Origin of the sequence: Novosphingobium sp. G106, from assembly GCF_019075875.1 — a bacterium.
Classification (GTDB): Bacteria; Pseudomonadota; Alphaproteobacteria; order Sphingomonadales; family Sphingomonadaceae; genus Novosphingobium.
The window spans coordinates 324059-338888 of the sequence record NZ_JAHOOZ010000002.1 but is presented as its reverse complement, the minus strand read 5'-3'; the positions used below and the strand labels follow the sequence as shown (position 1 = coordinate 338888).

Here is a 14830-nt window from a genome sequence, read left to right as displayed (position 1 = left end):
TGGCTGAGGGCCCATCACTAGAGGAAGGTGTCGGCCAGGGCGCTCAGCCCCCACCAAGAGAGAACGAACAGTGCAAGTTCGAGCAGGCTCGGGTGCCAGAGGAGTCTGTAGACAGGCAGCTGCTGCAAAGGAGCGCGCAGCGCGTAAACGAAGATCGCTGCTACGACGGCCCATGCGAGTGCGGCAGGCACATAGACGCCGAGGATCTGGATCTCGTCGATCATACTGTTTCGTCCGGCACCAATGGCGCAGAAGTCGGGAACAGGTTGCAGCGCACGCCTACGAGAGCCCGTAGTGCCCGCCGACGTGGCGCGTTGAGCTCCAGCCCGAGTAGAGCATTCAAGGCTTTGTCGAGCTCCACAAGGAGCATCTGTGGTGGAGCGATGGCTTGGCCTTCGCGCCACCGTTCACCGTAAAAGCGGGAGAGCCGCGCGAGAGCGACGCCCAATAAATGCCTGGCTTCATGCGGCACATGGGGGAGGGCGCTTCGGATCGGGATGATATTCCGTCCAACGCGCATATCTGCAAGCCCATCGGCGGCGTGGAGAGCGTCGCCCGGTGCCGCGAAGGCCATGCGCGCGGCGACCTGACCAAGGCGGTCGACGGCCATAGCCGTCCATCGTTCGGCGAGGAATGGTCGCCTTATATCTGCAAGCTGGGAAAGCTCACCCCAATTAGCGCGTAGGATGCGGCGCGCCGTCCAAGCTGCATTGGCAGACCGGAACATTCGGGTGACTGCAAGAGTCGCTACAATACCGCCAAGCTGCGCCAGCCCAGTGTTGACGAACAGCGCGAAATCCGCCTGGAATCGCGCGAGAAAACCCATGGCTACGATGAAGCACGAGAACATTGGCAAGGCTTGCGGGGATCGCTTCGGGTCGGCCTGAATATATCCCATCCACAAGAGCGCCGGCGCTAAAGTGATTATCAGCATCTCGTACCCGTCGACCCGCGGCAGGATGACGAAAAGGTAAAGCGCTGCCAGGGGAAAGGTTTTGAGCGTTGCAAGTAGATAGTGAGCGATGATGGGCGCAGGATCGTCCTGAGCGGCAAAGGAGCAAGTGATTAACGCTGCGAATGCGGCAGTCGCTGACCCGTTCGGCCAGGCGAGCAGAATCCAGACGGCGCAGTAGAGTAATATCGCTGTTCCGGTCGCGAATCCGGCGAGCGCCGCAACCCCGTGATCGCGCGCTAACACAAAGCGATACGCGGTCGCTGCAGCAAGATTGGGACGGCCCGGGGAACCGATCCTGGCAGCGAGGCGATGGCTCGCCGCAAGAGCGGTCAGAAACTCTGCAATGCGAGTGCAGGCGCTCGCCGTCAACAGCGCGGTCCAGTCGCCCTTGGCTTCTGCTTCCAGCGCCATCGCTTCGCAACGACGCACCAATGGCCCCACTTGAGCTAGCTGGCCATCCTCGCACACCAACCAACCGATGGTATCCTCGAGCAGCGCTTCAAGGACGGGCGGAAGGGAGGCGCTCTCGCGCAGCCGGTCGAGCCGGTTGGCGGCTGCCGACGCTAGCGGAAGTATATTCGCAAGATGCTGCTGCAGTGCCGTTACCCGACGCATCGTGGCCGGCGCCCAGCGCTGGTCGAAAGGCAAGTGGATCGCAATCATGCCAAGTTCAGTCACATCGGCTGCCAAAGTGCGGCGATGCTCATTCTCGAGACGGGTGTGATGTCGGCCCAACGCTTCGGCGGTCCATCGCCGCGCATGACTAAGAAATGCTTGTGCGCGGGCCCGAATAACCGGAGTGGCACTCCACGGCTGGAGCAGGGCGTGGGAAGCGGTGACGCAAAGAATGGCGAGCGTCATCTCTTCAACGCGCGCGATTGTCGTTTCGAAAATGTTGCCGGGATCGTCGAGATAGGGAAAGCTCATCACCGCCGAACTAAAAGCCGCCATTTGGAACAGGAAAGCGCGCGGAGTACGGTCCAGGACCGCAATATAGATACAAAAGCCGGTCCAGACTGCGAGGCACAGGACCAGCAACTCAGGTGTGGACTGCAGATTGGGAACAAGGGCGATCGTGACCACCGCACCCGTTGCGATTCCGCCGAGCCGGTAGAGGGCCTTGGGACGGAACGCACCTGCCATGGGCTGTGCGGTCACATAGACTGTCAAGAGCGCCCACCAGGGCCGCGGTAGACTGGCCCAGAAAGCCACACCGAGAGTGAGAGCTGCCGCGATAAAACTACTCATCGAAAAGAGCAGCTTTTGCGGATCAATGTCCAGCGCGATGGGAGGCAGGCGGCGGAGCGCTGCTAGCGGGATGGTCATCAATCGCTACCGTGACAAACTGCTGTGGGGATTTGTCACGATCATTTGCGACCGTGGTCAGCACCTTCCTTGAGCAGATGCCGATAGCTGAGCATGGCATCCAAGGCGTAGAGCAAAATATTGATGGATGAGCGCAACAATTTTGAGGTAACAAATCCCACGGCAGTTCAGGACGCCAAGCCCTCCACGGGCGATCCTCAATCAGGCGTCCATCTGGTCCCGTAAGTTAATCTTCGGCGGCGTCCGCTTCGTTTTGACTCCGATCCTGCCCCGCGCCGGACAGGACAAAAGCGGCGACCGGTACGACTATGAAGACGAAGAGCATGATCTGCTCTTCGCTTAATACACGAAAGTCGTGGAGCAGGTAGAGCCCGTACATGATGGCCGCCATGACGACGGACCAAATCATCCCGAGCCAGGAAAATGGTGAGCCCGGTGTCGGTGGCTTCTCTGCCCGCCACTTCATGAGGCATTCCTCTCGTAGCTGGAACGGGCCTGTGCCAGTTATTATCACGATGGCCTTTCACAGAGTGTGAGAGAGCAGCCAGAGGCTTGCAAACGAATGTTTTTAAAGGATAGCCACAAATATATTGGGTTGACAACCTGGCGTTAAGCGATCGTTTCGCTGTCACCACTTAAGCCACAGTTAGAAATAATCCCTCAGGACTAGCGAAGTTTGCCTTCCCGCCTCGAGGGTGAGCGACAACCGTGTTCCTGCTGGCTGGCCGCTAAGGCGCTTGCCGGGAGCCGGATGCGTAGAATCGAACAGCTTGTCGTCGACAGCAAAAATGCGGTCACCGGTCGAGACACGCCCTCTAAAACCGGTCCATTGTTCCTCAACCTGGTGAGCCGCAGTGAGCGGCCGGCTTTGGGACTTTTCGGCCATTCCTGCGGTAGGGGCAGAACGGCAGTTTCCGACAATACCCGACGTTCGCGATCTGTGGCATGCAACGTCCGTTCGTGCCATCCACAGATCACTGAATTCGATTCGCCGCAGGGTGTGTGCATCCCCGAATAGCCATATCCAGCGCTGACCGCATGTATACTCGCCTCCTGCTCGCCGACAGCCCAAGAGATTCGAGTGGTCGCCGGACGAATTTGGCTAGAGGCTTTTGCGCAGCGAGCGGGCGGGCACAAGCCGTCGTTCCGCATGTTGAGATTGCTTATGTCGTGCGCGAAGGCCTCCCTGTTGGGCTCATTTCATTCCACTCCCTGCAAATGATGCAGCACGAACCATCCAATAGGCTTTGAAGGTGGCTATGCTCAGTGGGATCGCGCCAAAAACGATGAAGATCAGGTCGCCAGGTAGGCGCATCCATTCGAGCTGCCGTGCGATTGCGCTGCCGGTGTAGTCGATGCTGCGTGCGTGCCAATAGCCATGCTGCACCACATCCCAAACCTGCAGAACTCCAGAAGGAAACAAGCTGAAGACCACCATTGAGGCGAGTCCGATGTTGCTCCCCCAGAATCCGACGCGGATATATTTTTCGATGTCTGGCCAGCGCTCCAAGTCAGTCGTTTGACGCAGCACAAACACCATCAAGGCCAGCGCAAGCATTCCGAAGACGCCCATCATGGCGGCGTGGCCGTGATTGGGAGTCAGGATCGTTCCAACCTCATAATAGCTCACGATCGGCAGATTGATCATAAATCCGAAAACGCCGGCGCCGAGGAAATTCCAGAACCCCACCGCCATGAGGAAATAAAAGGTCCACTTGTGGGACAGCGCCGATGCGCTGCCATTTTGGCCGGTTTCGCCGCGTGTCGTGCGGACAAAATCCCATGCGTCGAGCGTCAGCAATGTCAGGGGCACCACTTCCAGCGCAGAGAACAGCGCCGATGCCGCCATATTGATCTGGGTCTGACCCGAGAAGTACCAGTGATGGCCAGTCCCCATCAGGCCGCCTAGGAAATAGAGGATCGCGTCAAGATAAATGACGCGCAGTGCGGTGTTCCGGCCCGTGAGGCCTAGCTGGAACAACATCAGCGCGACCACGGTGGTTGCGAAGAATTCGAAGAAGCCCTCAACCCACAGATGAATGATCCAGAAGCGCCAGGTGTCGACCACGGTAAAGTTGGTCTTTGCGCCAAAAAACAGGGCGGGAACGTAGAAAACGGGAATGGCCAGCGCGCCGAGCAGGAACATCCGGGCGATCGGCCGTGCATGGACGTTGGTGTTCTGGCTGGGCCGCGAAATCCACCAGAGCAGGGCGAACCACCCCAGTAATCCCACAACAAGCAGATACTGCCAGAACCGGCCGATCTCGAGATATTCCCAGCCCTGGTTGCCGAACAGGAACCACCAGTCGTCAAGCCATCCAGATATACCCGCCCATTCGCCAAGAAGGCTGGCGCCGATGACGATAACGAAAGCCGCGAACAGAAGATGAATGGCTGCAGGCAGCCAGCGGGGCTCATCGGACCGGAGCGAGCGGCCAAGAAACAGCGCGGCTGCCGCATAGGCCGTCGCGATCCAGAAGATTGCGGTCTGCAAGTGCCAGATGCGCATCAGGTTGCTCGGAAAGATACTCTCGAGCTGGAAGCCGTAGAAACTTCCCGGATCGGCGCGATAATGCGCAACCGCACCACCTACGAGCGTCTGCATCAGAAACAGCAAGGAGACGACAACGAAGAATTTGACGAGGGCGCGTTGTCCGGGGCTTGCCTGTCCCGGGATCACCTGCGGCGTGGCGCTATGGCCCCGCGTAATCCAGCCCAGATAATCGAATTTGCCGAAGGCAAGCAGTACTGCCGCGATGCCGGCAAGCAGGGCGATCAGGCTGAGTGCGCTCCAGAGGAGTGCCCCGGCCGGAGCAACATTACCGACGCCAGGATCATAGGGAAAATTGTTGGTGTAGGAATAGTCCGCCCCCCGGCCGATCAGCGACCGACGCCCACGCCGTCCAGCAAAAGAACGCGGTCAAGTCGCGCAATTCTGCCGGATCGGTAATGAGCTTGGGCGCGAGACCGCCGTTGCGCGCTGGGTTGATGAAATAGGATGTCCAGCGGGCTGTCTGCGCGCGGTAGGCAATAGCCTCCGGCGCAGTCAGGCGAAGAGTGTCGCTGGCAGGCTCGAAACGATTGGTTTTCAGCGTGACGGCGACCTGACCGCGGATCGACCCTGTCTCGATAGGGGTAAGAGCGTTCAAAGTCTTGGCGAATTGTTGTTGTGCCAGGGAGGTGGCTAGGCTCTCACCAATCTGATGCAGCGTTTCGGCCGAAAAATCGGGGCCAAGATAGGCTCCATGTCCCCAGATCGTGCCATTGTCCATCAAGCCATAGCGCAGAAAAATGGCCTGTCCCGAGCGGATCTGATCACCTGTGAACAGGGTCTCCCCGCGGGCATCCACAACGACATCCGGGATGGGCGGAGCGTTCCGATAGGAGAGCATGGTGATCGCCAGAAGCCCCGCAAAGCCAAGGATCATCACCATCAGGACCGATCGCAGCCACCATTTCGACAAGGGACTTACTTCAGGATCAAATTTGGGTTGGGCGGCTTCGTCCATTGCGCGTCTCCTGGCGAAACCGAAGGTTGGGAAAGAATTGAACGGTCCGGCATACGTTCAACATCGGTAATGGGCCCAGCTGGTCGTAGTCTGATAGAAGCCTCGCAATTGGCCGTTGAGGGCAGCGCGGCGCGGAGAATGTATGGTGCCTCTCACAAAGAACAGCCGAAAGCGGCTGATGATTACAGTTCGCATGCGTTCAGCTTACAGTTGAGACGGTTGGATGCTCGAATAATATGGTGAGCAGCAAGGCTGCATCTTCAATGCCTTCGATGCCATGCTCCTCGCCGCCATCGAGATACATCCAGTCGCTCGCCCGCAAGACAGCCGTCGCGGCTCCGAGCAATACAGACACTCTGCCACGCAGACAGTGGAGCGTAGCCTGTCCGGCAACATGGTGCGGCGGGATTACGGCGCCAGCGTGAACGATGAGGTGGATGGCCTCAAAGGCCTCGGTTTTGACGAGGGCGGTCGTGTGGGCATCATCTCCGCCCACACCTAAGTCTGAGAGATGTACGATCTCGCCGTGCTGCGCGTGATGAAGTGCCATGATCAATTATCTTTCTACCGTTGCCTGAAGCGGTCAATGCCGCGATGAATCCATGCGGGCGCGTCGCTGGCAGGAAGGATTCCCGCGATGCCTGGTCGCGATTGCGTCGGACTCGGCCTGGCTCTCTTGTGCTGCTCCACCCTCTTTGTTACGGCCGTTTCCAGCGCAGCGCGTTGCGCGAGAATAGAATCCGTTATCGGTGCGGTGCCTGCAAAATGCTGGGCCGCCGCCGCCGCCGCCGCTAGCGATACATCGGATCGTCCGTGGCAAAGCGCATGGACGGCGTGCGCGACCGCCTCTATGCGTTCGGGATCTATCGATCTGTTTTCGGTATCAGGCACAACGGTCGGACTCCTTCATCGGCTGTTTAAAAAGGCGAAAACCCGCGGCTTCCGGCAACCGCACCAATGACGGTAGTCAGGCTGAGACCAAGTAGAAGGATATGCGCGCGGTGGAGCAGCCTGAACGCTCCATCCGGAGATCTTGCTGCCCAAACCTCGAACCGGCGACGCAAGATCAGCGGTTCAACGATAAACAGCACCACAAAGAAGATCGACCACACGCATAGCATGGCGTGCATCCACCAGAAATGGGGATCGCCGAAGCGATCCCACATTCCTCCGCGCTGAATCATCCAGAGGCCACTTCCGCCAGCGAGGAGAAGCCAGATGCGCGCCTGCGGCGCGAAGCGGCTTTCGATGCGGTGAAAGGCAGCCATCCGCTCCGATGCCGGCCGGGCTTTGACGGACGGGATGACAACGGTGGTTGCAAACGCAACCCCGCCGATCCAGCAAACGATGGCCAGGATGTGGATCATGCGCGCGATGGTGAGATCATCCATGTCGGTCGGTCCCTTCAGGCGGCGAGTAGTTCGTAGGCGGGGCCGAAGAACTCATAATGAATTCTGTCCGATGCGACGCCAGCGAGCGACAAGGTGGCGACGAACGCGGGCAGGAACGGTCGCGGGCCGCATAGATAATTGTTCGCCTCTTCGATCCGCGTATGGGCCGTGAGCCAAGCCTCGTCGATCAGCCCATCATGGTCATAGTCCCGGCCCGCAACGTCATCTGCCCGTGGTGGCTCGCTGAGTGTCTGTGACATCAACGTCTCCTGTCGTGGTCATGAGGTAGGCTGGTGCTGGCGGCGTCAGCCGCCGGGCGGTTCACTGTAAAAATCGACCCGCATCTTCATCGCACCGATCGGTTCGACAAAATGGGGCTGTTCGGGAAGCAATGGTCCCGGGGTATCGGAATCGAGCAGAAGTTCGGAAGGAGGCTCAAGATAGGTAAGTTTCACTTTGCCTTCGAGCACGCGAACCATGCCCCAGACCCCGACCTTGGTTGCGTGTCGGGCACGCAGCGCCGCAGGGAGGTTGGTCTCGTTGAACACTGGGGTTGAGCGATAGGGCTCGTCCATGTCAGGCTGCCAACCGAATGTCGTCGGCGTGGTCAGGATAGGGCGCCACGGCCGCATGGTTGACCGGCAAACCAGCGAGTTCGTTTGCGAAACCATGATTAATATCGCGGTGATGCGCCTCATCGGCGCGGACCAGGAGCACCACGTCGCGCAAGGTCGCATCGTCTGCAAGCTTCCAATAGTGCCGCGCGATTGCTGGTGCCGGGCCATTGGGGGACCGGCCCTCGTCAAGTTCGGCGAGATAGAGCGTGTAGCTGATCACCGCTTCTTCCTCGAAATATCCGACCACGCGGTGTGCGGTCTTGGCGCTGAGCAGATAGAGCGTGAAGAAGGCGAGGTAGAAGACCCACTGAACGGCCAGAATCACGAGCCGCTCGAACATAGTCGGCTTGGCCACCTCGATGAAGGTCATCAGGTGCATCCGCTCGTTCTCCGCTTCCTCCATCAAGGTGCGGATCCAACCTTTGTCATCGCACATGCGCCGCAGGCAACGCAGATGCGTCAACGTTGCGCCGACCATGCCCGGCACGGCCGCTACAGTCTCAAGCACGATGGCCCGGTGGCCGTAGCGCTTGGCAAAAAATGTGTCGGCCGTGAACCGCAATACCTTGGTGAAGGCCAGCGCGATGCGATCAGACAGACCGCGCGGTTTGCAGTGGATGCTGAGATCAACATAGGGAGCGATTGGCATGAAGGATTCCTTGACGGTCAGGCCGCCGCGCGGTCTGGTTTGGTTTTTAGATCGAGCTTGAAGAAGAGCGCCAGTTGCAGGCTTTCTGCGATCCGCGCGGCCTTGCTCTGCATCGCAGCGGCCGCACCGGGCTCCAACACCTCGGTCGTGGTGCTGCTCCAAAGCGCCAGCCAGCGCTGGAACAACTCGCGACTTATGCGCGTCCGGTGCTTTAGATGCGCGGCCACGGGGTTGCCCTTGTAGCGGCCAGTGGTCAACATCACCGACGACCAGAAGGTAACTAGCTTGTCGAGATGTTCAGGCCAGTTTTCGATCGCATCGTTGAAGATCGGACCCAGCGATTCATCTTCGCGGACGCGCTCGTAGAACAGGGAGACCAGCCGCTTAAGGGCTTCCTCCGTGATCCCATTCCCGTCGTCCACCGACCGACTCCTATTCATGCATCGTGAATGCATCTAAAGACGGTTTTGAAAGATGCAAGAGAAATGCATATATGAATGCTAGGAGATTGCACGCGGCTCACGCGCTACACGGACTACGCCCTGCGCGTGCTCATTTACCTTGGCGCGCGGGCCGATGGGTTGAGCTCCATCGCGGAGATATCGCGCGCCTATGACATTTCGCAGAATAACCTGATGAAAGTGGTCAACGATCTGGTGAATGCCGGTTATCTGGCCAGTGCACGCGGCCGCTTTGGCGGCATCAAGCTCGCCAGGCTGGCAGTGGAAATCAATGTGGGCGCGGTCGTACGGCACACCGAGGACGGTTTCGACTTGGTCGATTGCGGTGAGTGCATCATCGCCCCGGATTGCGGGATGACCGGCGCTTTGCGGCAGGCGCTGGCCGCGTTTCTAAACGTGCTGGACGGTTACACGCTGGCAGATCTCATCACAAAAACCGGCAGAACTTGAATGCTGTTTAGCGCCGCAAGGAATCGGGATTTGCCCCAGACCGGTTAAAATGGGGGTGTTGCGGTCATTTGCGAACCGCCAAGCCGGTCCAATCAGCGACGCTTTGCGATATAGTCTGCAAGGACGATTGCATGATTGTGCTGCTCATCTTGCGCGGCGTGCAGCTGGGTGGCGGTGCCTTGAGCGCATTGATCTGACCGTGCTTTGCCGCACGAACGGAAGGTTCTGGTGCAACCGGTCATTTAGATGTCAATCACGAAACGACCGGCATTGGTCGGAATCGGGCTGACGGGCTCTGCTCGTGACCGGACATCGCAGGGCCGTGTTATCGATCCGCTGCCACAGTTCCCAGAACCCAGATCGCGGCAAGTCGACCTCGGTCCGGTACTGCTACAAAAAGCATCGCGAGTTCGGATGAAAACAGGCCCGTGCGGACGCCCGGCGCGGTGATCACACGCAAGCCTGCATCCTGAGGCCGCGACCGCGTCGAAACATCGACGTGACCGGCGCCGCAAATGAGATACTGGCGGTCGCCATCGAGGAAGAAATCGTCGGCGACGCCGCAAGCTGGCAGCGTATCGATGACGGCTCCTGAATCGGCGTCCCGGCGCTGAAGCGCGGCCGGCAATCGATATCCGCAGGCCCGACTTTCTCGTCCGTCTCGTGGATGAACATCCCGTCGACGACGAAATCCTCGATGGGATCATCTACGTGGTGGGCGGGATAGGTTACGTGAAATGGGCGTACTTCCGCTGGGCTGCAGATCGCACCGAGATCATTCAGTTGTCGCTGATGCAGAAACACCGCCCCTGTTGGCGGGTCCGCTGGGATTGGCTCCGGCGAGCAACCATAATTCCATCGGTTCGACAGACAGCGGGTTCATTCGCGCATTTTTGGGTCCGGAGCGGAGTTGCTCAAGTTTGCGCCGACAGCGGCATCCCGTTGCCCAACCGTTGGGGCAACCGCCAGTCCAGCGGCGCTACGCCGATCTAAGCCTACTGCCGCAAGAGCTGCCGCCGACAGCCGGCATCGGATAGGCGCGCCGATCCGGGGGCAGGGAAAGGCTTCCCGACGAATGCGGCGCATCAGTCGACTTATTTCGCCTAAACTCGGGCCGCGCGCATCGCCGATGCAGGCCGATAACCGGATAGTGCGGGCGTGCAGTAGCTGATGTGTTGGGCGCCGACATCGTCAATTCCTCTTCATCGACGGATGCTCGCGCCTCCACAAGCGACCGGCCGGCCACAGCCAGAACGCAAACATCGCCGCGTAAACTGATGTCAGTCGGAGCAGAGGGCTGGAAGGACCGAACGCCCAAACCGCGACCGCGATGAGCACACACAAGGCAGCGCTGATTTCGGGGTGGCGAACGAGCTTGAACGCGTTCCAGAAGAGCCAGCAGAACAGGGCGGCCGCGACCAAGCCTCCAATTACTTGTCCTAGCGCTTCAGCCATGATTTTCAGCATCAGCATAGCGGCACCTCTTGCGATCAGCCTTCAAGTCCGTCGCCACCACCCAGGCTCACGTCGAAGAGCCCACTCAAATACATATCGCAGTGCGATATAAAATGCAACGGCGTTTTGTAGGTCGAGGTCCGCGCTTGCCTAAACGTGATCGCTGCAGCGGCCGCGAGTGATGCGTTTATGCGCCCGGCCGTGGAGGCATTGGTGCCGTCGTTTGATCCCGGCAGCCGGCTGCGATGCGAGCTCGCACGGCGCGTAGCCTGTCACCAATCCTGGCAAAGCTGCAAGAAGGCGGACGCGCTTCGGTCGAGGTTGTCTCTTCATCAGACACGGCAGCGACATCATGCTTTCGTCGCTTGCAAAACACGGGCTGGCGACCCTGAGGTTGCAGAGGCGTTTATTGAATCGCCATCCTGCGAATAATGTGCGTTCCAGCTAGCTTTCGACAGGCAATCAGACCGCCACCGTGGTCCCGTCAAACGGAGCACTCCATGCCCCTTTATAAGGTATTTCCGACCGATCCATCTCTGGGCTCTGCAGAGGTCGAAGCCTCCAGCACCGAGCGCATCCTCGGTATCGTTCAGGGCCTCGAGTGTCATGAGGCCGATGTGTTCCTGGAGGAACGATACGCGTTTTCAATCCGACTGGAACAGAGCGGTATCTGGTCAATCTTCCAACGCGGAGAGGTCCAGCCCGAGTACCACTGACTGGCTAGGCGACAAACCTGTAGCCCCGCGGTCGTTTAGACATCTACCTTCGTCAACCTGGCTTGGACATCGCTACGAAGAAAAGCCTCTTCGACCGGCGCTTGCTTCTGCACGTCCATCAACAGGTCCGCCGCAATCAGCCTGGCAGGCCCATCGTGGCGGCTACGAGCAGCGGCGAGGGCATCCTCTGCGATGCAATTGTGCCGATGTCCAATGCGGGTCCACTTAGCGAGCGTCGCGGTGACGCGTGCCAGCATCCCGGTGCAAATCTCGAGAGTTTCCACGCGAGTGACGATTCTGACGACTTTCGACACGCTCACCCGTGCTGGCACTACCCAACCAGCGTCGGAGCCTCGACTTCGTGCACGATCATATGGAATCGGGACGCCGGTTCCGGGTCCTCAACATCGTCGATGACGTGACCCGGGAGTGCTTGCGGGCAGGGTCATCGCGGCTCTCGAACCGGGCTCTTCCCAATGTGCTACGGCACCGAGCTGACCTCCAACGCGGCGCTGGCATGGTGCGGGGAGATCGGCATCGAGTGGCATTACACCGCGCCGGGCAAGCCCATGCAGAACGGCTACGTCGAGAGCTTCAAACGGTCGCATGCGCGACGAGCTGCTCAACGAGACCCTTTTCCTAAGCCAGGACCATGCCCGCGTGGTGATCGCCGCCTGGGCGGACAACTACAACAAGCAGCGTCCGCTCTCAGCCCTTGGATACGAGACCCCTGCGGCCTTCGCCGCTGAACTGCATAAGCAATGGGAACCGCACCGGGTTTGCCGGGAGGCTCCAACTCCTGAGAAGGCGGAGCCTGTATGAGCCAGACAACGAACAAGTTTGCGCCGGAAGTCCGCGAGCGCGCGTGCGCATGGTGATCGATCACGAACGCGATTACCCCTCGCGCTGGGCGGCTGTGGTGTCGATCGCAGAGAAGATCGACTGCGGTCCGCAGACGCTGCATGAGTGGGTGAAGCAGGCCGAAGTCGACAGCGGCAAGCGCGCTGGCGTCCCGACCGAGGTGGCTGACAAGATGAAGGCGCTGGAGTGAGACGTCCGCGAACTGCGACAAGCCAACGAGATTCTCCTCAAGGCGTCGGTATATTTTGCCCAGGCGGAGCTCGACCGCCCGTTCAAGCGATGATCGCCTTCATTGACGATCACCGTGACACCTATGGGGTCGAGCCAAGCTGCCGCGTCCTGCCGATCGCCCCATCGACGTATCATGAGCGTATCGCACAGCGTCGCGATCCGATGCGCCTATCGGAGCGGGCGCAACGAGAATAGGCGCTTAGACCCGAGATTGCCCGCGTGTTCGCTGAGAACTTCGCGGTCTACGGCGTCCGCAAGATCTGGCGACAAATGATGCGAGAAGGCTTCCCGGTCGCCCGCTGCACGGTCGCGCGATTGATGCGTGAGATGGGCCTGGCAGTGGTAATCCGCGGCAAGCCGGTGCGCACGACCATCAGCGACAAGGCGCCGCCGTGCCCGCTCGATCACGTCAACCGCAGGTTCTATGCGCCGGCGCCGAACTTGCTGTGGGTGTCGGACTTCACCTACGTCGCGACCTGGGCTGGGTTGGTCTACGTCGCCTTCGTCATCGATACCTTTTGCTAGTCGGATCGTCGGTTGGCGGGCCAGCAAGACGGCCCATGCCAGCTTCGTCCTCGATGCCCTGGAGCAGGCGCTTCATGACCGCCGGGCGGTCCATCGGGACGGCCACATCCATCATAGCGATCGCGGTTCGCAATACGTGTCCATCAAATACACGGAGCGCCTCGCCGGAGCAGGGATCGAGCCGTCGGTCGGCAGCGTCGGCGACAACTATGACAACGCTTTGGCCGAGACCATCAACGGACTCTACAAGGCCGAAGTGATCGACAGGCGCGCTCCATGGCGCAGCGTCGAAGCCGTCGAATATGCCACGCTAGAATGGGTCGACTGGTTCAACCATCGGCGACTGCTCGAGCCTATCGGAAACATCCCGCCTGTCAAAGCCGAAGAACAATATTATGCTGCCGCGAATAACATCGATATGGCGGCGTGACTCACGACCAAATGCCTCCGGCAGACCGGGTGCGGTTCTCAGCGCTTACACCAGCAGTATTATCGCGCGGAAGCTCGAATGGATGCGCTTAACCGGCGACCTGATTTTAATCGTTTTTGGCGCCATCCCACTGATGATCGCTGCGCTGAAGGCCTACGGAAGTCTCTACATCAGACCGATCAATTCTTCAGTTTAAGCTGTCCCTCCAGACTGACGGTCATTCCATTTAGCGACTGAGTCACTCGCGGATAGTAGGCTATGTCACCAATGATGCGCCGGCTCTGAGCCGATATTTAGGCGATCGCATTTGACTCGGGCGAGACACTCCCTACATCATGATCATATGAAGACTCATCGCCGTCATTGTCGCTTTCGCCACCACGGGGGGGCAGATTCTCGCGGGCTTCTAGCCCCGGGTTCCGGTGCATCGTGCCCCGAACTCGGGGCACAGGTTACATGTCCGGAGGCAGCGCCGAGATATTCGGCGGCGCTGCCGCATTTGAAAGCGAAAATTATGACCACCCTGAAGGCGAGCCGTCGGCCGCCAATTCACATGATCGATACGGAAGCCGAAGCGCTGACCGATTTGGCGATAGCTGCCGAGGATCGCGCACCGCAAGCGAGCGACCTGCTGCTCAATGAAATCGCCCGCGCAACGACCCATTCGGCCGCCCGGATTCCGCGCAATGTCGTTACGATGCACGCCACTGTGCAGTTCGTGGATGAAGCCAGCGGCAAGGATTACAGCTACCAGCTTGCCTACCCTGGCGAAGCCGATATTTCCGCGGGCCGAATCTCGGTCCTCACACCAGTTGGCGCAGGCCTCATCGGGCTGCGTGAAGGACAGTCGATTCTCTGGCCTGATCGTGAGGGGCACGAACGCGAACTGAAGGTCGTGACAGTCTCGCAAGCGATTAACACCGCTGATAGGCTCGCTCCTCCGCTAAGCAGATAGCCGGCTTCGTAGGCTTGGTCGGAACCGACGGCATTGAGCAGATCGCACCCTCTGAGATCGTCGGCGCGGATTGCAAGATACTCGTGCCGGCCGCACTCCCAACACTGGGAAAAATGCGAGATCGGCCCAGAAAGAGCTTTCGAATGGCAACGCCTAAAGCGGACGGACTCTGATGCGGCGGGCGTTGTCGTATTACCGGACATTCTCGCCAATGCCTGGCCGGGGAGCATTTCTTATTTCGAATGAGTGCAAAACCGGCAAGGTGACGGCGGAACAATGGTCGTGAGTCGTATTCGCCT

General features: G+C 59.5%; 17 protein-coding genes, 2 pseudogenes and 1 other annotated feature. Of the genes and pseudogenes, 6 read left to right on the top strand and 13 right to left on the bottom strand.

What is annotated here, in order from left to right; translation table 11 throughout:
- Positions 1-17: 17 nt before the first annotated feature.
- The 11 genes from KRR38_RS31780 to KRR38_RS31730 form a co-directional block, all read right to left on the bottom strand.
- Positions 18-224, bottom strand: coding sequence for a DUF1656 domain-containing protein (locus tag KRR38_RS31780; protein WP_217407810.1), 207 nt, complete (start codon positions 222-224; stop codon positions 18-20).
- The gene (locus tag KRR38_RS31775) at positions 221-2281 is read right to left on the bottom strand and encodes an FUSC family protein (RefSeq protein WP_254515813.1); all 2061 of its coding nucleotides are present in this window, start codon (positions 2279-2281) and stop codon (positions 221-223) included. The genes KRR38_RS31780 and KRR38_RS31775 overlap by 4 nt, the downstream gene beginning before the upstream one ends.
- Before the next feature lie 226 nt (positions 2282-2507).
- Entirely contained in the window at positions 2508-2747 is a 240-nt protein-coding gene (locus tag KRR38_RS31770) for a hypothetical protein (RefSeq protein ID WP_254515812.1), read from the bottom strand.
- Between the two features lie 729 nt (positions 2748-3476).
- The gene (locus tag KRR38_RS31765) at positions 3477-4886 is read right to left on the bottom strand and encodes a cbb3-type cytochrome c oxidase subunit I (RefSeq protein WP_254515811.1); all 1410 of its coding nucleotides are present in this window, start codon (positions 4884-4886) and stop codon (positions 3477-3479) included.
- Between the two features lie 229 nt (positions 4887-5115).
- The gene (locus KRR38_RS31760) at positions 5116-5790 is read right to left on the bottom strand and encodes a hypothetical protein (protein ID WP_217407808.1); all 675 of its coding nucleotides are present in this window, start codon (positions 5788-5790) and stop codon (positions 5116-5118) included.
- A gap of 199 nt (positions 5791-5989) precedes the next feature.
- The gene (locus KRR38_RS31755) at positions 5990-6346 is read right to left on the bottom strand and encodes a cupin (protein WP_375293486.1); all 357 of its coding nucleotides are present in this window, start codon (positions 6344-6346) and stop codon (positions 5990-5992) included.
- Between the two features lie 361 nt (positions 6347-6707).
- Positions 6708-7181: a hypothetical protein gene (locus KRR38_RS31750; protein ID WP_217407807.1), complete on the bottom strand. Its 474-nt coding sequence runs from the start codon at positions 7179-7181 to the stop codon at positions 6708-6710.
- Positions 7182-7195: 14 nt separating this feature from the next.
- A complete protein-coding gene (locus KRR38_RS31745) occupies positions 7196-7441 on the bottom strand; it encodes a hypothetical protein (protein ID WP_375293485.1) in 246 nt (81 codons plus the stop codon).
- Positions 7442-7486: 45 nt separating this feature from the next.
- Positions 7487-7756, bottom strand: coding sequence for a DUF1971 domain-containing protein (locus tag KRR38_RS31740; RefSeq protein WP_217407806.1), 270 nt, complete (start codon positions 7754-7756; stop codon positions 7487-7489).
- A gap of 1 nt (position 7757) precedes the next feature.
- On the bottom strand, positions 7758-8447 hold the full coding sequence (locus KRR38_RS31735; RefSeq protein ID WP_217407805.1) for an alternative oxidase: 690 nt from the start codon (positions 8445-8447) through the stop codon (positions 7758-7760).
- 17 nt (positions 8448-8464) lie between these two features.
- Positions 8465-8887: a group III truncated hemoglobin gene (locus KRR38_RS31730; RefSeq protein WP_217407804.1), complete on the bottom strand. Its 423-nt coding sequence runs from the start codon at positions 8885-8887 to the stop codon at positions 8465-8467.
- A 57-nt stretch (positions 8888-8944) separates the two neighbouring features.
- On the opposite strand from KRR38_RS31730, the gene KRR38_RS31725 reads away from it, so the two are divergent.
- Positions 8945-9358 carry an Rrf2 family transcriptional regulator gene (locus tag KRR38_RS31725; protein WP_217407803.1) on the top strand — a complete coding sequence of 138 codons (414 nt, stop codon included), beginning with the start codon at positions 8945-8947 and terminating at the stop codon, positions 9356-9358.
- A gap of 450 nt (positions 9359-9808) precedes the next feature.
- Here KRR38_RS31725 and KRR38_RS31720 read toward each other — a convergent pair whose 3' ends face one another.
- On the bottom strand, positions 9809-10162 hold the full coding sequence (locus KRR38_RS31720) for a hypothetical protein (protein ID WP_217407802.1): 354 nt from the start codon (positions 10160-10162) through the stop codon (positions 9809-9811).
- Here KRR38_RS31720 and KRR38_RS38005 point away from each other — a divergent pair.
- Positions 10151-10351, top strand: a complete 201-nt coding sequence (locus tag KRR38_RS38005) for a DUF6527 family protein (RefSeq protein ID WP_375293489.1) — start codon at positions 10151-10153, stop codon at positions 10349-10351. The genes KRR38_RS31720 and KRR38_RS38005 overlap by 12 nt on opposite strands.
- A gap of 198 nt (positions 10352-10549) precedes the next feature.
- On the opposite strand, the gene KRR38_RS31715 is transcribed toward KRR38_RS38005, so the two are convergent.
- Positions 10550-10831, bottom strand: a complete 282-nt coding sequence (locus KRR38_RS31715) for a hypothetical protein (RefSeq protein WP_217407801.1) — start codon at positions 10829-10831, stop codon at positions 10550-10552.
- 482 nt (positions 10832-11313) lie between these two features.
- On the opposite strand from KRR38_RS31715, the gene KRR38_RS31710 reads away from it, so the two are divergent.
- The 4 genes and pseudogenes from KRR38_RS31710 (at position 11314) to rnk (ending at position 14531) form a co-directional block, all read left to right on the top strand.
- Positions 11314-11529, top strand: a complete 216-nt coding sequence (locus KRR38_RS31710) for a hypothetical protein (RefSeq protein ID WP_217407800.1) — start codon at positions 11314-11316, stop codon at positions 11527-11529.
- A gap of 316 nt (positions 11530-11845) precedes the next feature.
- A pseudogene (locus KRR38_RS31705) lies at positions 11846-12282 on the top strand (integrase core domain-containing protein); the annotation flags it as partial.
- 65 nt (positions 12283-12347) lie between these two features.
- Positions 12348-13576: pseudogene (locus KRR38_RS31700) on the top strand (IS3 family transposase).
- Positions 12628-12744: a sequence feature (AL1L pseudoknot), on the top strand. (Overlaps the previous pseudogene by 117 nt.)
- Positions 13577-14090: 514 nt before the next feature.
- The gene (gene rnk / locus KRR38_RS31695) at positions 14091-14531 is read left to right on the top strand and encodes a nucleoside diphosphate kinase regulator (protein WP_217407799.1); all 441 of its coding nucleotides are present in this window, start codon (positions 14091-14093) and stop codon (positions 14529-14531) included.
- Positions 14532-14830: the final 299 nt, after the last annotated feature.